Here is a 21,937-nt window from a genome sequence, read left to right as displayed (position 1 = left end):
AGCCAAAATTGTTTAAAGTCAAAAAAAAGTACGGATTTTTTTTACATCGCCTAAACATTTGACCCCTTGCGGCCATGTCTGTATGCGCTTTAACCGCGAGCGATTAACGCGTCGATTGCAGACACGGGGCGACCGCTGGTAATTGTTAGCGTAGAAGTAGAACCGCGATCGTGAAAGTTAAAGTGGTATGACAAGCGATAGACAGGAATGAAGGTGGCGTTATCCGTGCAGCACGCGGGTACAAGAGCCGCACGGAAGTGGTGATGTTACTTGTCTACGAGGATGCTTGAGTCTGGTTATCGATAGCTTGTAGCAAGGTTGCTTCGAATTCACCGTCCTCGATGGCGGCCGCGATCTCAAACGCAAGGCGTTGTAGTGACTCTTGCTGCTGTTCTGTCAATGGATAGAGTCGAGCAAGGCGATCGCCGCGCGCGATTGGAAGATTGTAACTTTCCCCCACTTTTGCCCATAAATAAGCATGTTCGAAGCGTTTCAATGCATGGTTAGTGGTTGCCAGCGATTTTATCGCCTCTGGGATCACCTCTTTGCGGACCGTGTCATTGTCACCGTCATACAGCTCTAACGCATGGAGTAGGATCTCCACCGTTTTCGTTTTGTTGCGCGACACATAATAGGTGGCAAGCCCCAGCTGCAATTGTGGCGTTTCGAGATGACGTGTTCCCTCTAACTTTAAAAACTGCGGTAACGCACTGTTATCGCCTTGAGACCAGCGATAGTAAATGACTGGCGGTTGGTAAGATTCTTTCAGCTCGTTCTCTAGTCGCTCAATCGCGTCGTAAGCGTGATATACCGCCTCGGTACGCTTGGTTTTGCGCTCTTTTAAGGTGGTGGGCTCTATTTCGGCAACCAGTTCCATACAGCGCAGGTAGACTTTGGTTTGTTTAAGCTCGGCAAGCTTATTCAAGTCACTGGGGTTTTGGTACACAGATAAGCGATCGAAAATCAAATCGGAGCGCTCAAATCGGCATTGCCCATCACCAGTGTTTAGTCCTGCACATAGCTCTGGATGGGTTTCGCAGACTTGATTCGTGGTGGGTTCACCTTCACAGCCGGCGAGTAGCAGTAAGCTCGCAATCAGACCCAATGGGTAAAAATAACGCGTGAGTAATCGTAAATCCATGGTTTATCGTATCCTGAGTCAGTTGCGATGAGTATACGTGATCTTTTAGTGTAGTTGATGGCCTAAAGCGTGATACAGCGCACTGAACCAAGCATGCCGTCCACCCACCAAGTTCAGGCATAATAGCCCAATGAGGATCGCCAAGAGGTAATAATGGATATTGAACAAGTCTTAAAGGCAATGACGCCTGAAGTGTATGATCGGTTGTGTTATGCCGTGGAGACGGGCAAATGGCCGGACGGCACGACGCTAAACCAAGCCCAGCGTGACCAAGCCTTGCAAGCGGTAATGTTGTATCAATCGCGTCACAACAGCCAGCCCCAACACATGACCGTCGCGAAAGGGGGCAATGTGACGTGGAAATCGAAAGCGGAGCTGAAACGTGAATTCGCCCGTCCAGAAGAAGGCAGGATTGAGGTGACGACTCAAGACAGCAACACTAAGCACTAGCGAGTAGCGATAACGACGATAGCCTCATCATCATTGAACCGGCAATCTGCATGTTAGCGTTTAGGTTGTCGCTAGGCTAATAGGGCTGGCGAAAAATGGCGTTAGTTGATGATTTTCTTCTTGTGCATAGGCATCGAATAAAGGGTGTTGGTCGAGGGCTGAGAGATAGTCACTCAGTGCCGCGAATCGGTCGTCCAGCACAAGTCCCGCCATTTTCGCACAACGAAACAGGCTCCACACGCTGATACTCGCCATCGTCACTGTCTGGGTAGGCATTGCCTTTACTTGCTCCCCTAAATATTGGCAGCATGCGGGCAATGTTTGCAGGGCTTGGTTCACCGCTTGATGATCGACCGTTTTATCTAAAATGTGCCCGCGTACTACCCGCTGATAAAACAACGTATCTGTGATTAACGGGTCAAGCTGATAACGACAAAACCATTCAATCCAGCGGATCTCAGCCCGATGGGTGGGATTACCTGGATAAAGCAGCGGATCAGGATAGGCATCATCTAGGTAGGCCGTAATCACTGTATCTTGGTAAATGGTCTGTGATGCCTCGGCGAGTGCGACCACAGTTTGCATCGGTGGGTGGTGAATGACGCGCTCATGCGCCTCAAAGGGCGAGGTAGGCGCGAGTTGATAGGTGAGATGCTTCAACCTTAATGCGAGTGCGATCTTCCTAGTGTGTGGCGACAATGAGTCACCATGCAATACCCTCATTTTGCGCTCCTTTGAGTGACAACCAATATAAAATGATTGGCTCTGTCTATACGGTAGCAAATAAAAACGCCGGCAACCTTGCCGGCGTCACACACTGAGAGATTCGCCTTGATAGCAACGCATCAGTAATAGCTGAGTTCACCTCGGAGATCTTTTTGTACCAAGGTGCGCAGGGTCTCAAACGGCAAGGACTGACTAAGCAGGAAGTGAAGCTTAGCCAATGCCGCTTCTGGCGTCATGTCGTAGCCGCTCAACACGCCAGCGTCAGCCAATGCGCAGCCCGTCGCATAACCGCCCATATTCACGCGTCCCGCCAAACATTGGGTCAAGTTAAGCACCAAAACACCACGGTCGGTGGCTTGTTTGAGTAAGTCCAGTAGTTCGGGCTGCTGGGGCGCATTGCCCACGCCAAAGGTTAACAAAATCATGGCATTAACTGGCTGCTTGAGCGCATTTTTCACCACGTCGGGAGAGATGCCGGGGTACATCATGATCACTGCAACCGGTTGATCATTGATGGTGTGTACTTTAAAAGGGCCGTCGGAAGGCTGGTTGAGCTTATCTGCTTTTACCTCGATATGAATGCCGGCTTCAAGCAGCGCGGGTAGGTTGGGAGAGGTAAAGGCGTTAAAACCATCGGCATGAGATTTGGTACTGCGATTGCCACGTAATAACTGGTTATTGAAGAACAAGGTGACTTCATTTACCGGGTAATTAGCCGCAATATGTAGTGCATTTAATAGGTTGGCTTGCCCGTCTGAGCGCAACTCTGCGATTGGAATTTGCGAGCCGGTTACGATCACTGGCTTTTCGAGGTTTTCAAGCATGAACGACAGCGCTGACGCGGTGTAAGCCATGGTGTCGGTACCATGTAAGATCACAAAGCCATCGTACTTGTGATAATTTTCGCCAATATCGTCCGCAATCCGTTGCCAATCCGTTGGCGTCATATCCGATGAATCAATGAGTGGTTCGTACTCATGAATAGTAAAAAGCGGCATTTCTGGACGATGGAATTCGGGCATCTTCTCCAACTGTTGTTGCAGAAAACCAGACACAGGGACATACCCATGATCGGACTTTTGCATACCGATCGTGCCACCTGTGTAAGCGATATAAATGTGTTTACGTTCCATCATGTCAAATCTACATTAAATGAGCGTGAGCACAGTATACATGTAACGGTTACATCGATAACACCGAGCGGCACACAGAATAGAAGAAAAACAGGAAAAAGCCCTGACTGTATGGTCAGGGCTAGTCGATTTTATTGATACTGACAGTTCAAGCAGAACAAGTAACGGCCTTGAGGGTCATTGAATTTTTCCAACAAGGTCAATGACTGCCACTGTGGGGAGGATGCCAGTTGTTGAGCTATCGATGGCATGTTCGCCTGGACCGTTTTACCCAGCACACTCGCACTTTGTCCGAGCACGTCGTTAATGAACTGCTCAAAGGGTGTGAGTGGCTGTTGCATCCAATCGAGCTGGTAGTCCTCAATGCCAGCGAGCTCGGCAGCGGTTGATACCGCATCGTCAAAGTCACCCAACTTATCCACTAAGCCGAGATTCAATGCGTCTTTTCCCGTCCAGACGCGGCCTTGCGCGACCTGGTCGGCTTGTTCCATCGACATGTTACGGTGGTTACTGACAACCGAGAGGAAGCGGTGGTAGCCGTGCTCGATGCCGAGTTGCATGATGTCTCCTACCTCGTCAGGGAGCGCGCGAGTCAGTCCCACACCGGCAAACGGCGTGGTGCCCACACCATCCGACTGGATACCCAAATCATCGAGCGTGTTCTCAAAGGTGGTGAACAGGCTAAAGATGCCAATAGAACCTGTGATCGTGGTGGGTTGGGCAATGATTCGATCGGCACTGGCTGATAGCCAATACCCACCGGAGGCGGCGACGCTCGACATGGAAACCACCACGGGCTTGCCCGCTTCACGCAATGCATCCACCTCATTACGAATCACTTCAGAGGCGAAAGCGCTGCCTCCAGGGCTATCAACACGTAGCACCACGGCTTTAACACTGCTGTCTAGGCGTGCATCACGAAGCAAGGCCGCAGTGGTATCACCACCCACGGTACCCGGGCGTTGTTGCCCATCCATGATGGGGCCGCTGGCGACAACGACGGCAATATTATTGTTGCCCGGCAAGCTAAAGCCATTTTGAATCTTCGGCAGATAATCGTAATAGCCTGTGTATTCAAAGCTGTCTTTGCCATCGCTCCCGAACTTGTCCGCGAGATAGCGACGGATTTGCTGGCGGGTCATTAATTTATCGACGATCCCTACGTCTTGAGACAACGCGGCGAAGTCACCCTCGAAGCGGCGTAATCGTGTGAGGAGTTGTTCAGCACTAGGAGAGAGCATATCCGCTTGGATACCGCGGTTCTCGGCAACATCATTCACATAAGCATCCCACAGCTGCGACAGCCAAGCTTGATTGGCCTCGCGGGCTGCAGCAGACATGTTGTTGCGCGTGTAAGGCTCGACAAACGATTTGTATGTCCCTACACGGAATACATGGGTAGAGACATCCAATTTATCGAGCAGGTCTTTCCAGTACAGGTTGTAGCTGCCGTAGCCTTGCAGCATCACCATACCGTCAGGAGACATCAGCACCTCATCAGCATAGCTGGCTAAATAGTACTGGCTTTGGCTGTACGTGCCCCCGATGGCGATCACGGGTTTGCCACTCGCTTTAAACGTATTGATGGCTTTGGCGATGTACCTTAGCTTGGTCAAGCTGGTAGACGGCATATCACCCAAACTTAATACAAGGCCGTTGATTTGCTCGTCGGAGGCGGCATGGCGCACGGTGTCGACGATATCAAACAGCACATTTTCTGTTTCAATCGGCTGACCTAGCGCGTTGCGTGACAAGGTATCAATTGGGCTAAGCCGCTGACGCTGCTCGACAATCGGGCCGTCAATATTGAGCAAAAGGGCACGTGGTTCGGGCTCAGATTGAGCGACCTTGACCGACTCAGCGTCCTTTGGTGTCAAGGGTGTATCCGACGTAAGCGCCAAGTAGATAGCAACAATCACGCCTATGAAAAGGACGTTCAACAAAAGCTGCCGCGCGAAACTTAGCGCGCGCCACAGCCATTTAAAAAGGGATGCAATAAAGCGGAACAGTTTTTTCATACTTGAGTCCATCGGTGCATGTCGCTGATATCCTAGCTGATCAGAGCCAAGAGCGATAGGTGCTAGCGATTGTCGATATACGCTAATACTGGGTGAAAGTCCTACCCAGATCATAAATCGAGATACCATGTTGCTAACTTGTAAACGAATGTTTGAAATCACGTGTCTGTCAGCGCTATAGTCTGGTCAGACCACAAACAATAAGTGAGCAAGCAATGGAACAGCACCCTTATCCCCACATGCTAGCCCCACTCGATCTTGGGTTTACCACCCTAAAAAATCGGGTTCTAATGGGCTCTATGCATACTGGGCTTGAAGAAGCAAACGATGGTTTTAAAAAGCTAGCGGCCTTCTACGCCGAGCGTGCGAAAGGCGATGTAGGGTTGATTGTCACAGGTGGCTTCTCGCCCAATTTTCGCGGTCGCTTGACCCCATTTAGCGCTCAATTTAGCTCCGGACGCGCGGCACGTGCACACCGAGCCATCACTGAAGCGGTCCATGCCAATGGCGGGAAAATTGCGCTTCAACTTTTACATGCGGGGCGCTACGCCTTTCACCCTTTCGCGCAAAGTGCCTCTGCTATTCGTGCGCCTATCAGTAAATTCACCCCGTTTGAAATGAGCGAGCGGGCGATTTGGCGCACCATTAAATCCTTTGGTCGCAGTGCCGCGCTCGCCCGAGAAGCGGGCTATGATGGCGTTGAGATCATGGGATCGGAAGGCTACCTCATTAACCAGTTTTTCTGCCATCGTGCTAACCGCCGGTATGACCAATGGGGCGGGGCGGTTGAAAATCGCATGCGCTTTGCCGTTGAAGTCATGCGCGCGGTTCGTCAGGCCGCTGGCGATGACTTTATTGTGATATTCCGCCTATCGATGCTGGACTTGGTTGAGCAAGGCAATACCTTCGAGGATGTGGTTGCTCTAGCGAAGGGCCTTGAACAAGCGGGCGTGACAATTATCAATACAGGCATTGGCTGGCATGAAGCGCGCGTGCCCACCATTGCCACCCAGGTACCGCGCGGTGCATTTAGCTGGGTGACCGAAAAACTAAAAGGTGAAGTGTCGGTGCCCCTGGTGACGTGTAACCGCATCAATACACCGGAGGTCGCCGAATCGATTTTGGCAAGCGGACAAGCGGACATGGTGTCGATGGCGCGACCATTTTTGGCTGATGCGGAGTTTGTTGCCAAAGCCAAGGCTGGGCAGCCAGATGACATCAATACGTGCATTGCCTGTAACCAAGCATGTCTTGACCACGTATTTAAAGGAAAGCGGGCAAGCTGCTTGGTGAATCCGAAAGCCTGTTATGAAACCGAACTGGTCGCCACACCAGTCCGGCAAGTGAAACAAGTCGCTGTCGTTGGTGGGGGAATGGCGGGAATTAGCTGTGCCACCGAAGCGGCCGAACGCGGCCACGATGTCACCTTATTCGAAAAGTCTGATCGCCTAGGCGGCCAATTTAATTTGGCGATGGCGATTCCAGGAAAAGAAGAGTTTAAAGAAACCATTCGCTATTACCTTCGAAGGCTAGATAAAGCGGGGGTGACGGTTAAACTCAACCAGGCTGTGGATGTCGACGCATTGCGCGAGTTCGATGATATTGTTGTCGCGACCGGGGTTAAACCGCGTCGCCCAGCCATTGAAGGCATCGACCATCCAAAAGTAATTGATTACCAAACGTTTATTCGCGAGAAGCCTGACCTTGGCAGCCATGTTGCCATCATTGGCGCGGGAGGTATTGGGGTGGACGTTGCCACTATGATCACCGAGCCCAAGGATCAAAGTTTGGATGATTGGCTAAAAGAGTGGGGCATCGATAAAACCATCTCCCATGAGGGTGGACTCTACCCAGGCCATGATACGCATAGCGATAAGCAGGTGTGGGTACTACAGCGCCGTGAGGGACGTGTTGGCAAAGGGCCGGGCAAAACCACCGGCTGGATCCATCGTAAAACCTTACAAAAACGTGGTGTGAATCTTGTTGGTGGCGTGACTTATCACAAGATTGATGATGAGGGACTGCACGTGAGTATCAAAGACGAGGCGCACCTGATTCCTGCTACTGAGATCATCTTGTGTGCTGGACAAGAGTCCGTTAATCAGCTCGCTGAGCAACTGGATGAGGCAAAGGTGTCTTACCATCTGATTGGCGGCGCAGAGCATGCGGGTGAACTGGACGCGAAACGCGCTATTCGCCAAGGCATTGAAACGGCGTTGGCGCTTTAAATCCATACGTTTTGCACGATTTTATCCGTTCACGGCTGTGTTAACCTGTGGTAAATGAATTATACATGGCCGTTTAACGGTAAAAAGGATAAATCATGGATGCACTGGATTTGCTCTTACAGCGCCGCTCTATACCGCGGCTCGCCGCGCCCGCCCCGAGTGGTGAGACGCTTGAAAACATCATTCAAGCGGGTTTACGCGCCCCTGACCACGGCGCGTTGACGCCGTGGCAATTTGTGGTCTGCGAAGGTGAGGGTCTCACTCGGCTTTCTACCATTCTTGCCGACGCGGCACAAACCAATGGCGCGGATGAGGCGGCGATTGAAAAAGCGCGTAATGCCCCGTTTCGAGCGCCCATGGTGGTCGCAGTGATTGCGCGTACGCGTCCGCACGATAAGGTCCCAACCATTGAGCAACATATCTCGGCGGGATGTGCGACGCAAGCAATGCAAATGGCCGCTGTCGCGCAGGGTTTTCAAGGGTTTTGGCGCACTGGCGCGTTTGCTTATCATCCTGCAGTGCGCGAAGCGCTGTCGGTAGAAGGTGACGATCAGATTGTAGGCTTTTTATACTTAGGGACGCCTGATTGCGCCCCCGCTAATGCCCCAAGGCGTGATACCAGTAAGTTTGTGACCTACCTGTAAACTAAGATAAATCGCGTTTATCTCGGAAAAACCTGTGCATATGTACAGGTTTTTTATTGCGCCCCGATCAGCCTTTGCATACCATGCGCCCAGAGACGGTAAAAAGGCTTTGTCATGGCACGATTATTCATAGCGGAAAAACCCAGCCTTGGTCGCGCAATTGCGGCAGGACTGCCTAAACCGCACAAAAACCAGAAAGGCTACATCGAGACAGCACAAGGTGACGTGGTGACCTGGTGTATCGGCCATTTGCTAGAGCAGGTTGAGCCGGACGCCTATGATAGTCGTTATAAAAAATGGGATCTTGCCGATCTGCCTATCGTGCCTGAGCAATGGCAACTTCGTCCCCGCAAAGCGGCATCCGGACAACTTGCTGTTGTCAAAAAACTGATCAAGCAGTTTGACCAACTGGTTCATGCGGGCGATCCCGATCGAGAAGGGCAATTGCTGGTTGATGAAGTGATTGACTACGCAAAGGTCAGTGCCAACAAAAAAGCTAACATTAAGCGCCTTTTAATCAGTGATTTAAACCTATCCGCTGTGAAAAAAGCCCTTGCGCAGCTGCAAGACAACAAAGCTTACATGCCCCTATCAGTGTCCGCGCTGGCGCGTTCGAGAGCTGATTGGCTGTATGGTATGAACCTGTCCCGTGCTTATACGTTATTGGGCAAACAGGCTGGCTACCAAGGGGTGTTGTCGGTCGGACGCGTGCAAACGCCAGTGTTAGGGCTGGTGGTGCGCCGTGATCAGGCAATAGACAGCTTTGTGCCACACCCGTTTTTTCAACTGGATGCGATCATTGCCCATCCAGAGGGTGAGATACGGGCTCGTTGGCAGCCCAGTGAAGCGTGTGCAAAGTGGCAAGATGAACAGGGTCGCGTGTTGTCTCGCCCCTTGGCAGAAAACGTCGCACAACGCATCACAGGACAAACAGCGACCGTCACTGAAGCGGAGCGTCAACAACGCAAACAGAGCGCACCGTTGCCGTACAACTTATCCGCACTGCAAATTGATGCCTCAAAGCGGTTTGGTTTTAGTGCACAAAAAGCACTGGATGTGTGCCAGCAGCTTTACGAACGCCACAAACTTATTACTTATCCTCGCTCAGACTGCCGCTATTTGCCCAAAGGCCATTTCGCCGAGGCGAATAAGATACTCGGTGCCATTAAGCAAGGTTGTGAGGCGCTTGGGCAAGCATGTGAGGGGGCTGATACCAAGCGTAAAGGGAAGGCATGGAACGACAGTAAAGTCGGGGCTCACCATGCAATTATTCCCACAGCGAAAGTCGCGCCGGCAAGCTTGTCAGCCGATGAAGCCAAGATTTATCAGCTCATCGCGCGCCAATACGTGATGCAGTTTTACCCGGCTGCTGAATACGCGGAAGGGAAGCTCATCTTTGATATCGCAGGCGGATGTTTTATTGCTAAAGGGAAGGTGCTGACACACGCCGGCTGGCGAGCTTTGTTACCGACAAATAACACCGCAGACAGCGACGCTGCCCCGTTGCCGCTAATGGAAGAAGGCGAGCAAGGACGGTGCGAGCGAGGCGAGATAAAAGATTGCATGACAGAGCCGCCTGCGGCGTTTACGGAATCTACCTTGTTGCAGGCAATGACCGGGATTGGTCGCTACGTGCAAAACAAAGCGTTGAAAGAGATATTGCGTGAGACCGACGGTTTAGGCACCGAAGCAACCCGTGCCGGTATCATTGAGTTATTGGTGAAACGTGGCTTATTAACGCGACAAGGGAAAACGTTGCACGCCAGCGCCAGTGGTAAAGGGCTCATCGCGGCGTTGCCAGACATTGCCACCTATCCGGATATGACCGCGGATTGGGAGCGACAGCTACAAGATATGGCGGATCGTCAGTGTGGATATCACCCCTTTATGAAAGGGTTAACGGCACAAGTGACAGGCCTAATTGAAACCGTGAAGACATCGCCACCGCCGGCCTCGTTAAGCGACTTGCCTGCCGCTCCTGCTAAATCGTTCGCACGTAAAGGGCGGCGCACGTCCGGCTACCGAAAGCGGACTGCGAAAGCAAAGCCGGCTGCTAATCCAAAGTCAACCGCGACACCAACGCGTACCACGAAAGCGAGACGCAAAGCCGCAAAATAATGTTGTTGGTGCGGTACGCCATATTACCACCAGTATGGCGACAGCTTGCATGTGAAGCATGTGGCGAGCAAACGTACAAGGTGACCTGTTAGAACGCATAAGCGGCAATACAGCCAACCAGTGTCATCACAAACAGGAAGCCTTTGAGCACCTTGGGGTTGGCTGAAATGGCAAAGCGAACGGCCACTCGAGCGCCCAACATGGTGCCAACGGCTAAAATCAGCCCTGGTACCCAACGCACAAGATCATCAGCGATAAACACGATTAAGGACAAGGTGGTGAAAGCGAGTGTACAAGCCAGTTTCAGAGCATTACCGCGGACTAGATCGTAGTTAAGCGTACCACACAGGGCTGCCAGTAATACAAACCCTACCCCGGCTTGCACGAAGCCACCATAAAACCCTGCGAGTAATAAGCCAAACCAGGCAGAGGGAGTTGAGGAGACTTTTTTGATAGGCGTGCCTTCGGGGGAACCAAACGTCGCCGGCTTGATAAGCATCACCAGCGTCATGGTTAGTAAAGTACCAAGCAATAAGGGTTTTACCCAGCTTGCTGGCAGCCACGCAGCCGCTAAAGCACCGCATAACCCGCCGACTAAGTTAGGGACTAAAACAGGGATAATATCTTGGGTATCCAGTTTATTGTGCTGGCGAAAGCCCGCCATGCCGGAAGCACACTGTAACCACACTGCCACGCGATTGGTGGCATTGGCGACATCAGCCGGCATGCCCATCACCATCAAGGCGGGTAAGGTTAAGTTAGAGCCGCCGCCTGCCAATGTATTAATTATCCCGGCGACAAGCCCCAAACTGACCAGTAGCAGGCCATACTCTATGGTGATTGCCATGTACGCTCCTTGTGTGCAATCGCTGCGTGTGATTTAGGCTACGCCTGATGAGGGGTGTAACCGCTTGATAGAAAAACCACTTTAAGCATACTGTTTATGCGCGATGTTGTGAAACCGAACAGTAATACTGGCGAATCTATTCACGCACTTTATAATCACGTGCTACATCTAAAGTCTGATTATTTTTCGCTCCGCTAGCCGCGCGAAATAAGGTTATATCACGTCATGCAGCAAGCTGTTCCCTCTGCGCTTGATAAAGTTGCGCGCCGCTCCGCGCGAGTGGGGTTTGTTTATAATGTGCTTATTTCCATTTTGGTCTTTGCTTTCTCTGTGGCCTCAGTGGAGTTTTGGCTGTACCAACAAGCGCATGATCAAGAAGTGAAAGAGGTGCAACGGGCGCTTCTGGCCTATCGCTCTCGTATTGAGCTGAAAGTGACACAGAATTTGGATTTAAGTCATGGACTTGCCACCTACATCAGTCTTAACCCTGACTTGGACCAAAAAGATTTTTCCCGATTTGCCGGCCAGCTTAGAGGTAAAACGCCCTATATTCTTAATTTTGGCGCGGCGCGAAACTGGGTGATCAGCCACGTTTACCCTAACACGTTAGAGTCCTCCTTATTGGGCACCCATTATCATGATATTCCCGAACAACTAGAGAGCGTTCGTGCGGCTTATGCCTCAAGACAGCCTGTTATATCCGGACCTGTTGAGCTCATACAAGGTGGGACAGCGTTGATTGCCAGGCAGTCGGTAGTCAACCAAAACACCGGTCTGCCTTGGGGGGTGTTATCTACGGTGTTAGATATCGATAGTTTGTTCTCCGCCAGTTTTAAGCAAGGAGAAAACTATCCTGTCCGCGCGGTATTACAGGAAAAACGCGAATCTGAGCAACTGTTTACCACGGTTTATGGTGACACGTCGGTACTGAGCCAGTCGCCTGAGACGGTCACGGTCAATTTGCCGTCGGGGGATTGGCGTTTACTGGGAGTGCCTCAGTCGGGGTGGAAAGGGTTACATCCTCACCCCACGGTGTGGGTTGTCGGTACGATTATTTTGCTTTTTTGGCTGGGAGGGCTTTATGGCCGTTACAACGCGGGGCGCAGCTTTGCCCAATCGATAGGGCGAGTGGTGGATGATAGCTACCGCTTCAGAAGCATTTTTAAACGTCACGACGCTGTGATGATGCTCCTCGATGCGAAAACGGGCGATATTCTTGATGCCAATGACAGTGCGCAGCAGTTTTATGGCTATGACCATGCCTCCCTGACGTCGATGCGGATCAGTGATATCAATACTCAAACCGATAATACCCTTAAAGAAAGCCTCTCGCAGGCGCAACAGCGTGCGAAAAACTGTTTTATCTTCTCGCATCGGCTTAAAAGTGGTGAGGTGCGGCAAGTGGAAGTCCATTCTTCACCGATTACCATTGGCCATGCCAAGCTGCTTTTTTCTGTGATTCATGATGTGTCAGAACGTCTTGAAGTAGAAAGAAAGCTAATGCTCAATGCAAAAATTTTCGAGCAGTCCAGTGAAGGGGTGCTGATTACCGATGCGGAAGGGAAAATTGTCGCAGTGAATGGCGGGTTCAGTGCCATTACTGGCTATCAAGAAAGCGAGGTCATTGGTGCCACGCCGGCCATTTTGAACTCTGGTCGCCATGACAAATCGTTCTTCACTGAAATGTGGCAGCAAATTGTCGACCACGGGCGGTGGAAAGGCGAAATATGGAATCGACGCAAAGATGGCGTAGTGTACCCCCAGCTACTCTCTATCAGCGTGGTGAAAGATGAGGCTGATAATGTGGTTAATTATATTGGGGTGTTCTCGGATATCACCAAGCTTAAAGATTCAGAGAAAAAACTGATTGATTTAGCCCATTATGATTCGTTAACCGGGCTGCCGAATCGTCTGTTGTTAACGTCCCGGGTTCGTCAAGCGATGAGCATGCAGTCGGTTCAGCGCAATCAGATAGCCTTGATGTTTCTGGACCTTGACCAGTTTAAGTTCGTCAATGACAGCCATGGCCACGCGGTGGGCGATGAGTTGTTGAAGTTGGTCAGTGAGCGCTTACATGGCTTGCTTGCTGAGGGTGACACTTTGGCGCGTTTGGGGGGCGACGAGTTTGTCATCCTGCGCTTGATTCATACTGATAACGCAGCTTGCATTCGCTTGTCGGAAGACGTGATCCACGCCATGAACCGCTTGTTTGTCCTCGACGGCGGCATTGATGCGCAAATTGGGGTAAGTATTGGTATTGCGCAATACCCAGACGATACGTCGAGTACCGAAGAGCTCCTCACATTCGCCGATTCGGCCATGTATCATGCCAAAAAGTCGGGCCGCAATACTTATGCGTTCTATGATGATGCATTAACCATTGATGCCAACCACAAGCTACGTTTAGCGGTGGAGTTGCGACAATGCGTGCAAAATGAAGAGCTAGCGCTCTTTTATCAGCCGCAAGTGGATCTGGTGACAGGGCAGATTGTGGGAGTCGAGGCATTACTGCGTTGGCATCATCCTGAACGTGGCTTGCTGTCTCCCATTCATTTTATCGAGGTCGCTGAAGAGCGCTCAATCATTCACGATATCACGCGATGGGTGGTGGAAACCGGCTGTCGGCAATTAAAAGCGTGGCATGATGCGGGGGCGCAGATCTCCATGGCCGTGAACATTTCGCCGCGCAACCTCGCGGATGTTACTTTTACCCAAGTGGTAGCAGAGGCATTAGAGCAAACTGGCGCAGATCCACGCTTTTTAGAGCTGGAGATCACGGAAAACACCTTGATCGAAAACCAAGCCAATGCGTTACGTGTTCTCGAACAGCTACGTGAAAAAGGGGTCGGGATAGCAATTGATGACTTTGGTACGGGCTATTCGTCGATGGCGTACCTAAAACGTTATCCGATCTCGAAACTAAAAATTGACCGTCACTTTATCAAAGATATTCAAAGCCAATCGCCCGATGAAGAAGAGGTTGCCATTGTTTCAGCAATGATTGCGATGGCAGATAGCTTGGGGATTGGCGTAGTGGCGGAAGGGATTGAAACACTACATCAACAAGCCATACTGCATGAGCTAGGCTGCACCTTTGGACAAGGTTATTTATATCGTCGTCCAGCTCCTGCTGCCGATATTGCCGAGCTTTTGGGGGTGGAAAGTGACTGAGGTTTCAGAATGCTGTTGCCAATCAAGCGAGCAATGGATGACGGATTAGGCTCATCCTTTGATGGTCATCGCTCACATTTTTAGGGCGCAGAAGCGGGAATGATGTCAACCGCTTGCGGGTTTTTTATCCTATAAGAAAATCGCAAGGAGTACGATCATGACCCCTGTATTTACTTGGCAGCGGCTCGCTATCGCGATAGCCACCTCTCTTTCAATGGCAGCCGCAGCCTCTCCGCATATCACGGTGACTACCTCAACCACACAAGCCGATAAGCCACTCAACGCAGACACACCTGCGGTCTTCGCATTGGGAAAAAACACTTACCAAGTCACGGTGGACGGTGTGGACGGTGAGTGCCAAGCGAATCCTCCCTCGAATGCCAAGTTTAATACGCCGATACCGCTGGGGTGCGGCACGGCCAGCTCCTTTGATCTCACCATTCGCTTTGCTGGAGACTATGGGTTTTATTATCAAGCGGATACGCGCACATTACGCGTAAAACGTGAGCCAAAAAAGGCGGCCTCCACGTTTAAACGGCCTTTGCCGGATGTGCAATGCCAGCAGTATCTAGGCGGGCCAGTTACTTTGCAACTTGGCGATAGCTTTGCTGAAGGTACCCAGCTAAAAGAAGCGCTTAGTGGCCAAGAGGTGAGTGTAAAAGATCAACGTGTCACACTGACGCCGGCACCCAACAGTGGTGGCTTGGTGTTGTTAGCCCCCGTTGATACGCCTTCTCCTGCGTTTAATTACCGGAATGCCAACATCTACTTTGTGATGGTGGACAGGTTTAACAATGGCGATCCGAGCAATGATCACAGTTATGGACGTCACCAAGATGATGCACAGAACATCGGTACCTTTCATGGAGGGGATCTACAAGGGGTGATAGATAAACTGGATTATATCCAGTCGCTCGGCACTGATGTGATCTGGTTATCCCCGATTGTCGAGCAAGTTCATGGCTTTGTCGGAGGCGGAAGCAAAGGCAGTTTTCCTTTTTATGCCTACCACGGTTATTGGTCTCGTGACTTTACCCAAGTAGACAAAAACTTTGGTGATGACGCCGTGCTCAAAACCCTAGTGGATGAAGCACACCAGCGCGGCCTAAAAGTGTTTCTTGACGCCGTGGTCAACCACCCAGGTTATGCCACGCTTGCGGACTTACAGCAAGACGGTATTAACGTCGTCAATGACGCTGACTTGCCGGAAAAATGGCAAGATTGGCAACCTGGCAAAGGACAAAGTTGGCATGACTTTCATCAGGCAATTGATTACAAGAATACCAACTGGCACCAGTGGTGGGGCAAAGACTGGGTGCGAGCTGGGTTACCTGGTTATGATCAGCCCGGCAGCAGTGATAAAACCCTGACACTGGCAGGGCTTCCGGATTTTAAAACGGAATCTAATCAGCCGGTGACGCCCCCGCAATGGCTACTAAATAATCCAGGCACCCGTGTTGAAGCGCGAGAAAACTATACCGTGAGTGACTACTTACTTGAATGGCAAACCCAATGGGTTGAGCGCTTTGGTATTGATGGCTTTCGGGTGGATACGGTAAAGCATGTCGATGGCGAGGTGTGGCGAGCATTGAAGTCGCAAGCCTCGGCGGCGTTAGAGACGTGGCGGCGTGAACATGACAAAACGGGAGAGCCGTTTTGGATGATGGGAGAGGTGTGGGGCCACCGTGCTTATCGCAGCCCTTATTTTGACCAAGGCTTTGATGCGCTGATTAATTTCGATTTGCAAAAGCAAATGGACAAGGGAGCGTATTGCCTCAGTGAAATGCAAGACACTTATCAAGCGTATGCCGACACCATGGCCAAAGAGGGGGATTTCATTCCGGTAAGCTATATGTCTTCCCATGATACCGAGCTTTTTTTCAGCCGCTTTAAAGACGCCAGCATGCAGCGGGGGGCTGCCAACGCACTGTTGCTGGCGCCCGGTGCGGTACAAGTGTTCTATGGTGATGAAGTCGGGCGTGACTTGGGCCCTTACGGAGACGATTTTCACCAAGGCACCCGTTCGGACATGATATGGCAGCACAACGATACGCAAGCGGACTTGCTAAAGCATTGGCGTAAAGTGGGTCAGTTTAGACAAGATCATCCCGCTATCGGTGCAGGCAAGCATCAAGCGATCCCCCAAGCGGGCGCCTATGTGTTTTCTCGTCAACTCGGCGAAGATACCGTGGTTGCGGCGTTTGTCGGGCGACAAGCCGATAAATAGCCTACACAATATACGCGAACGAAAAAGCCCACCGTTCGATGAACGGTGGGCTTAAATAGTGGTCGGTCTGACTGGATTTGAACCAGCGACCCCTGACACCCCATGACAGTGCGCTACCAGGCTGCGCTACAGACCGACTAAGCGCTATATTACGAATCGGCCTAGTGGGTGTCAATTGCCAAGGGGGATTGTTTTTCGGTTTTTCAACCGTTTGGCTATTAAAGCGTCAACATGCCGGGGCGAAGTGACGTTTTCCTTTGCCCCAAGCTAATCACGACGATGGCTCTTCGGGATAATAAAAGCGTTTCAGTTCATGCATCACCTGCATCAGCAGTGACAATTGCGGTTTCCCCTCTGGCAGTGGTGTATAGTGCTTATCAAACACCTTATAGTTGCCAAACTTATCCACCACGGTGGTTTTTTGCGGTTGTACCACCACGATATCTCGGCTATCGCCGGCGAGCACCCACTTTCGTGGACGGTTTTTAAGCTCGAACAAGTTAGTTCCACTGCTATACGTCTCCGCCGGAGAGCTGACCGATAGCATGGATTCCATCAATGTGGGTGCCACATCTAAGTGGCTACTGTAATGCGCAATTTGTTCCGCATCTTGGTTGGGCCAGTGCATAATCATGGGGACTTGCAGCTGATACCGGCTGTAGTTTGAGTTTGAGCCCCAGCTGTTGAGCCCGGTTTCGTTAAATTCCATCCCGTGATTGGCGGTGATCATCACCACGGTATTGTCCAACTGGCCCGACTGCTCTAGGTGCTCAAGCAAGCGGCCAAGTTGATCGTCAACATAATGTGCTGCGTTGTTATAACTGTTTTTCAATACCAAGCTTGTCTGGGTATCGACCCCTGCCATCGCGCTATCCAGCGCCGGCTGAAAAGGCTGTGGGTAGTCACCCCCTTGTTCGTATTCATTCACGGTTGCCAATTCCAGGTAACCAAACCATGGCTTATCGGTCTCGCGATTTCCCAGCCAGTTTTGCATTGTGCTTACTGCATTGGCATCGGCTTGCCAAGCGGGTTCATCCGATTGACTATCGCGTTCAAGCGCTTGGCTGAAAATACTTTGATAGTAAATGGGGTTGGCAAAATGATCGCCACTAAACAGCCCGAGTTGATAATCACGCTGTTTAAGTGTTTCTATCAGTACCGGACGCAGCCCCTCGGTACGGGCGCTTTGCGCATAACTGCCAGGCAAGCCGTAGAAAAAGCCAAACAGCCCCGCCATGTCATCATTGCTGCTGCTAAAGTGATTTTTAAACCACAGGTTTTGATTAGCAAACTGGTGGAGGTGAGGCATGGTGACGGGGTTTACCATGTCCGCACGCAGCCCCTCTACCATCACCATCAGTAAGTTTTTCTGATACTTGTTGGCATCCGGAGCGAACGCAAGTGGCTTGAGAGGGTAGCGAATCACTTCGCTGGTTTCCTGCCCACGTTGTTCACGCAAACGTTGGTACTCTTGCCTGTCGAGCAAGCCGTACTTTTCCATAAAGGTTTTCGCGGTCATCGGATAGGAGACCGGGAAGGTGGAGCGTTGTGCGGTGACCGGGCTATAAATGAAGGCGTCAGCCCAAATATGGATAAGATGGCTAGAGATAAAGCAAAGCGCGAAGACGGCAGCAACCGGGATACCAATACGCTTGCGCGTCAGTTTGCGCAGTTTGCGCCACACCCATTCGGCAATAATCAGCTCTAAGATAAAAATGGCGGGCACGGCAATAAACAAGTACTGCCAATGCGCATTCATATCGGTTTTTTCGCCACTTAACAGCAGCTCCCACACCAATGGGTTAAGGTGAAGGTGCAGGGTTTGGTAAGCGTAAATATCAAGCAGCAGCACCATCATCCCAACGGTGGCAACCAGTACGGCAAACAGCCGCATTAACCGCTGGGAGGGGATAAGAAAACTGGCCGGGAAAATAATCAGAATATACAGCGCAAACACCAGAAAGCCAAAGTGTCCAACCCAGTTGAACACCAAGTAGCTTTGCCCTAGTAGGGTTTCAGGCCATCCCGATTGGCTGATGTAGCGCGTTCCCAGCAACATAGCGGCAATGATGTTAAAAAAGCTAAACCAATGCCCCCAACTGATTAGCTGGGATACTTTGTCACGATACGATGTTCCGCTATCAACCATACAAATTAATTCTTCTCTTAGTAGCGACTGCTGCTTTATGCATTATTGCTTATCGATAGATGCCATTAATGCCTGGGCAAACTTGTCGGCAAATGCCTGGCGTTGGGCGGCAGGGATATTGTGATTAAGGATGTTGGTGGCGACATTCCCGATCACCATCAGCGATAAATCCGTTGAGGCATCGTGTTGCTCTAACACGTTGACAACATCGTTGATAATACGTTCCACTTGCTCGTCGTCATATTTTGAAGTTACAGGCATAAATTCGTCTTTTCTTCTTAAAACCAAAGCAGCGTATAATAACTCACACTTTAGTCTTACTGAAAATCTTTTCAATCATGACCCTCACGCTTTCTAACGTAATATTGCATCAAATCGTTAAGCAAGATGATGATTCGCTTAACGTTCACCTTCGAGACGGCCCGTTGCCGCTGACTGAGCAGACCGAAAACCTGATGGGAGACATTCACCGGGTTTATCATGCAAAAGCAGGCAAAGGGTTTGCTTTGTTTGACACCGAGAGTGACTTCCAGCAGTGGTTAAAAGCCTATCGTACTGGTGAGCTTGACTTTCAAGCGCTGTCGGAAAAGGCGGTGGAGCGCTTGCGTGCCGAACTCGCAAAGTATCCTTTTGCCGATAATGGCACCCTGGTGATGGCGCACTACCGGGCGCTAGCGACAGATTATCTGTTTATCGGTGTCCTCGAGTCCAAGCACAGTTTACGCGTCACCGACGAGTTGGAGGTGAATGCCACCGAGTATCTCGATGTCAGCAAGATGGATATCGCCGCGCGCATTGACTTATCGACTTGGGAGACGGATGCCGAGTCAAATCGCTATCTTTCCTTTATCAAAGGCCGCGTAGGACGCAAAGTCGCTGACTTTTTCCTCGACTTTCTACAAGCGGAAGTGGGGATGGACAGCAAGCAGCAAAACCAGGTGCTGATGCAAGCGGTAGAAGACTACTGCGACGATGCTCGCCTCGACAAGGAAGAAAAGAACAACTACCGCAAACAAGTTTTTGATTATTGTAATGATCAGCTTAAAGCGGGCGATGAGGTAGTGGTGAAGGAGCTTGCGGGCGAGTTGCCGGCCACGCCCGAAGGCACCGACTTTTATCAGTATGCTAACCAGCAAGGGTATGAGCTTGAAGAGCAATTCCCAGCTGATAGAACCACGATGAGAAAGCTCACCAAGTTTGTCGGGGCTGGTGGCGGTTTGTCGGTAAACTTTGATGCCATGTTATTGGGGGAGCGTGTTTTTTATGATCCAGAGACAGATACGCTCACTATAAAAGGCACACCGCCGAACTTGCGTGACCAGCTTCAGCGTCGTTTATCGAGCCGAGATGACGACTAGCGTCTAGACCATTGATCGTGGCTGGGTCAGTTTGAACTGTATGATAAAAAAGCGGGACACCATGACGTGTCCCGCTTTTATCTTTACGTTGCTTCGCGCAGTGTTCGTGACAATGCGTTATCTGTGTTCTTAAGCCCGTTCCGGCTCGGCATTGAGAGGAGTAGAGGCGTCAGTTTGCACGTTCTGTGCTGGCTCGACTTTGTCGACAAACCAACCCATGTAGCTGGTGACGATAGTCACAGCGATACAAACAAAGCTTAGCCACATAAATGGCGCATACGACAAGGTGGCGACCCCTAAGATGCTTGCCATGTAGATACCATTGTCACTCCAAGGCACCATTCCGGATGTCAAGGTACCGCCGAACTCGGCGTTACGGGACAAGTTCTTGCGCTGATAACCCAAGCGGTCGTAGTTTTTCGCGCAGATTTTTGGGGTTAAGATCAGTGATACATACATCGCTGAGCCAAAAATATTCCCCATAAAGGCCGTGCCGATCGTGGAGGTGGCCAAGCTACCCGCACTTTTAACGCGACGCTCAAAGAGATTAGCGATGGTATGCAGCACGCCCACTTTTTCCAGTAAGCCACCAAAACCGAGACCAAATACAATTACTGCCACAGACCCAAGCATGGACGACATACCGCCGCGATTGAGGATAGCATCAATAAAATCGACCCCTGATGCGACAGAGAAGGGGGCCCAGGCGGTGTTAATCGCCGCAACAGGGGCCATATCTTGCAACATCACTGCCCAAACGACCCCGAGTAATGAGCCAAAGCTAATCACCGGGAACGATGGAAGGCGCATGGCGAGCAGCGCGAGTACGATGAGCACAGGGATAAATGACATCGGGGTGATCACAAACTGATCTTGCATCGCTTGTTTCACCATTTCCACCTGGCTCATATCGACATTGCCAGCATAGTGCCAGCCGACCAGGGTAAACAAAATGCCGGTAATGATGTAGCTAATAAGCGCAATTGGCAGCATACCTTTAATATGCTCGACAATTTCCACGCCTGACATGGATGAAGCTAGGATCACCGAATCAGACAGCGGAGACATTTTGTCGCCGAAATAACAGCCAGATAGCACCGCACCTGCTGTCATTGGCGCTGGGATCCCAAGGCCTTGGCCAATACCCATCATTGCAATCCCCGCGGTACCCGCCGCGCCCCAAGAGGTTCCCGTCGCCAAAGCGGTTAACGAGCAAATCAACATGGTCGCTAAAAGGAAGATAGAAGGGTGGATAGCTTTCAGACCATAGTAAATGATAGTGGGGACAATGCCGCCGGCAATCCAGGTACCCACGAGTGCGCCAACTGAAAGGAGGATTAACACCGCCCCAAGACCGTTGGAAATGCCTTTGGTCGCTGCCGACTCGAGATCTTTGTATTGATGGCCTAATTTGAGTCCCAAACCCATGATCACAAACCAGCCAATAAACAATGCTAGTTGGATAGGTAAATCGAGCTTTGCGGTAAACGAGAACGCGAGCGCCAAAAATGCACCAAGCGCCAGAATAACCTGAACGATGGATGGTAATCGAATTTGATGTGTTGTCATAACTGAACCTTCTTCACGTCGCACTCGGTGACAACCGATAGGGCGAACGTATCAATATCATTATCGGAAGGTGGATCGTCTGTGATTGCGCGACTACTCCCTGCGCGATTTAGCGATGCAACTAGCAACAACCAAACTCACATCACTGTCCGTGTGTC

Annotated in this window: 15 protein-coding genes and 1 tRNA gene; 7 read left to right on the top strand and 9 right to left on the bottom strand. The window is 50.9% G+C overall.

The features are described 5' to 3' along the window. Nucleotides 1-274: 274 nt before the first annotated feature. The gene (locus N8M53_RS09075) at nt 275-1,141 is read right to left on the bottom strand and encodes a DUF2989 domain-containing protein (RefSeq protein WP_269578536.1); all 867 of its coding nucleotides are present in this window, start codon (nt 1,139-1,141) and stop codon (nt 275-277) included. A gap of 153 nt (nt 1,142-1,294) precedes the next feature. Here N8M53_RS09075 and N8M53_RS09070 point away from each other — a divergent pair, with 153 nt between their 5' ends. Further along, nucleotides 1,295-1,591 carry a YeaC family protein gene (locus tag N8M53_RS09070; protein ID WP_269578535.1) on the top strand — a complete coding sequence of 99 codons (297 nt, stop codon included), beginning with the start codon at nt 1,295-1,297 and terminating at the stop codon, nt 1,589-1,591. A 60-nt stretch (nt 1,592-1,651) separates the two neighbouring features. On the opposite strand, the gene N8M53_RS09065 is transcribed toward N8M53_RS09070, so the two are convergent. The 3 genes from N8M53_RS09065 to sppA form a co-directional block, all read right to left on the bottom strand. Beyond that, nucleotides 1,652-2,314, bottom strand: a complete 663-nt coding sequence (locus N8M53_RS09065; RefSeq protein WP_269578534.1) for a glutathione S-transferase family protein — start codon at nt 2,312-2,314, stop codon at nt 1,652-1,654. A 122-nt stretch (nt 2,315-2,436) separates the two neighbouring features. Next, nucleotides 2,437-3,450, bottom strand: coding sequence for an asparaginase (gene ansA, locus N8M53_RS09060; protein ID WP_269580020.1), 1,014 nt, complete (start codon nt 3,448-3,450; stop codon nt 2,437-2,439). Nucleotides 3,451-3,581: 131 nt separating this feature from the next. After that, on the bottom strand, nt 3,582-5,468 hold the full coding sequence (gene sppA / locus N8M53_RS09055; protein ID WP_269578533.1) for a signal peptide peptidase SppA: 1,887 nt from the start codon (nt 5,466-5,468) through the stop codon (nt 3,582-3,584). Between the two features lie 215 nt (nt 5,469-5,683). Here sppA and N8M53_RS09050 point away from each other — a divergent pair, with 215 nt between their 5' ends. From N8M53_RS09050 to N8M53_RS09040, 3 genes are all read left to right on the top strand, one after another. After that, the gene (locus N8M53_RS09050; protein WP_269578532.1) at nt 5,684-7,696 is read left to right on the top strand and encodes an NADPH-dependent 2,4-dienoyl-CoA reductase; all 2,013 of its coding nucleotides are present in this window, start codon (nt 5,684-5,686) and stop codon (nt 7,694-7,696) included. Nucleotides 7,697-7,791: 95 nt separating this feature from the next. Next, the gene (locus N8M53_RS09045; protein WP_269578531.1) at nt 7,792-8,340 is read left to right on the top strand and encodes an NAD(P)H nitroreductase; all 549 of its coding nucleotides are present in this window, start codon (nt 7,792-7,794) and stop codon (nt 8,338-8,340) included. A gap of 114 nt (nt 8,341-8,454) precedes the next feature. Beyond that, nucleotides 8,455-10,458, top strand: a complete 2,004-nt coding sequence (locus N8M53_RS09040; RefSeq protein WP_269578530.1) for a DNA topoisomerase III — start codon at nt 8,455-8,457, stop codon at nt 10,456-10,458. Between the two features lie 88 nt (nt 10,459-10,546). Here the strand turns inward: N8M53_RS09040 and N8M53_RS09035 are convergent, their stop codons facing one another. Further along, nucleotides 10,547-11,305 (bottom strand): sulfite exporter TauE/SafE family protein, encoded by a 759-nt coding sequence (locus N8M53_RS09035; protein ID WP_269578529.1) that lies wholly within the window; start codon nt 11,303-11,305, stop codon nt 10,547-10,549. Nucleotides 11,306-11,530: 225 nt separating this feature from the next. Here N8M53_RS09035 and N8M53_RS09030 point away from each other — a divergent pair, with 225 nt between their 5' ends. Continuing rightward, nucleotides 11,531-14,476 (top strand): EAL domain-containing protein, encoded by a 2,946-nt coding sequence (locus N8M53_RS09030; RefSeq protein ID WP_269578528.1) that lies wholly within the window; start codon nt 11,531-11,533, stop codon nt 14,474-14,476. Nucleotides 14,477-14,633: 157 nt separating this feature from the next. Continuing rightward, on the top strand, nt 14,634-16,703 hold the full coding sequence (locus N8M53_RS09025; protein WP_269578527.1) for an alpha-amylase: 2,070 nt from the start codon (nt 14,634-14,636) through the stop codon (nt 16,701-16,703). Between the two features lie 59 nt (nt 16,704-16,762). Here the strand turns inward: N8M53_RS09025 and N8M53_RS09020 are convergent. The 3 genes from N8M53_RS09020 to N8M53_RS09010 all read right to left on the bottom strand — a co-directional run bounded on the left by N8M53_RS09020 (nt 16,763) and on the right by N8M53_RS09010 (nt 19,113). Continuing rightward, nucleotides 16,763-16,839 (bottom strand) — tRNA-Pro (locus N8M53_RS09020). A gap of 135 nt (nt 16,840-16,974) precedes the next feature. After that, on the bottom strand, nt 16,975-18,852 hold the full coding sequence (locus N8M53_RS09015) for a DUF3413 domain-containing protein (RefSeq protein ID WP_269578526.1): 1,878 nt from the start codon (nt 18,850-18,852) through the stop codon (nt 16,975-16,977). Between the two features lie 42 nt (nt 18,853-18,894). Next, nucleotides 18,895-19,113 (bottom strand): YejL family protein, encoded by a 219-nt coding sequence (locus N8M53_RS09010; protein ID WP_069362013.1) that lies wholly within the window; start codon nt 19,111-19,113, stop codon nt 18,895-18,897. A gap of 77 nt (nt 19,114-19,190) precedes the next feature. On the opposite strand from N8M53_RS09010, the gene yejK reads away from it, so the two are divergent. Continuing rightward, nucleotides 19,191-20,210 carry a nucleoid-associated protein YejK gene (yejK, locus tag N8M53_RS09005; protein WP_069362012.1) on the top strand — a complete coding sequence of 340 codons (1,020 nt, stop codon included), beginning with the start codon at nt 19,191-19,193 and terminating at the stop codon, nt 20,208-20,210. Nucleotides 20,211-20,339: 129 nt separating this feature from the next. Here yejK and nhaC read toward each other — a convergent pair whose 3' ends face one another. After that, the gene (nhaC, locus tag N8M53_RS09000; protein WP_269578525.1) at nt 20,340-21,779 is read right to left on the bottom strand and encodes a Na+/H+ antiporter NhaC; all 1,440 of its coding nucleotides are present in this window, start codon (nt 21,777-21,779) and stop codon (nt 20,340-20,342) included. Nucleotides 21,780-21,937 lie beyond the last annotated feature (158 nt).

This window comes from Salinivibrio kushneri, from assembly GCF_027286325.1.
Taxonomy (GTDB): Bacteria; Pseudomonadota; Gammaproteobacteria; order Enterobacterales; family Vibrionaceae; genus Salinivibrio; species Salinivibrio kushneri_A.
This window is presented reverse-complemented; position numbering and strand designations above follow the sequence as displayed.

Bases quoted from the DNA above. Each gene is read 5' to 3' on its own strand.
- N8M53_RS09075 (WP_269578536.1), bottom strand. From the start codon at position 1,141: ATGGATTTACGATTACTCACGCGTTATTTTTACCCATTGGGTCTGATT.
- N8M53_RS09070 (WP_269578535.1), top strand. From the start codon at position 1,295: ATGGATATTGAACAAGTCTTAAAGGCAATGACGCCTGAAGTGTATGAT.
- N8M53_RS09065 (WP_269578534.1), bottom strand. From the start codon at position 2,314: ATGAGGGTATTGCATGGTGACTCATTGTCGCCACACACTAGGAAGATC.
- ansA (WP_269580020.1), bottom strand. From the start codon at position 3,450: ATGGAACGTAAACACATTTATATCGCTTACACAGGTGGCACGATCGGT.
- sppA (WP_269578533.1), bottom strand. From the start codon at position 5,468: ATGAAAAAACTGTTCCGCTTTATTGCATCCCTTTTTAAATGGCTGTGG.
- N8M53_RS09050 (WP_269578532.1), top strand. From the start codon at position 5,684: ATGGAACAGCACCCTTATCCCCACATGCTAGCCCCACTCGATCTTGGG.
- N8M53_RS09045 (WP_269578531.1), top strand. From the start codon at position 7,792: ATGGATGCACTGGATTTGCTCTTACAGCGCCGCTCTATACCGCGGCTC.
- N8M53_RS09040 (WP_269578530.1), top strand. From the start codon at position 8,455: ATGGCACGATTATTCATAGCGGAAAAACCCAGCCTTGGTCGCGCAATT.
- N8M53_RS09035 (WP_269578529.1), bottom strand. From the start codon at position 11,305: ATGGCAATCACCATAGAGTATGGCCTGCTACTGGTCAGTTTGGGGCTT.
- N8M53_RS09030 (WP_269578528.1), top strand. From the start codon at position 11,531: ATGCAGCAAGCTGTTCCCTCTGCGCTTGATAAAGTTGCGCGCCGCTCC.
- N8M53_RS09025 (WP_269578527.1), top strand. From the start codon at position 14,634: ATGACCCCTGTATTTACTTGGCAGCGGCTCGCTATCGCGATAGCCACC.
- N8M53_RS09015 (WP_269578526.1), bottom strand. From the start codon at position 18,852: ATGGTTGATAGCGGAACATCGTATCGTGACAAAGTATCCCAGCTAATC.
- N8M53_RS09010 (WP_069362013.1), bottom strand. From the start codon at position 19,113: ATGCCTGTAACTTCAAAATATGACGACGAGCAAGTGGAACGTATTATC.
- yejK (WP_069362012.1), top strand. From the start codon at position 19,191: ATGACCCTCACGCTTTCTAACGTAATATTGCATCAAATCGTTAAGCAA.
- nhaC (WP_269578525.1), bottom strand. From the start codon at position 21,779: ATGACAACACATCAAATTCGATTACCATCCATCGTTCAGGTTATTCTG.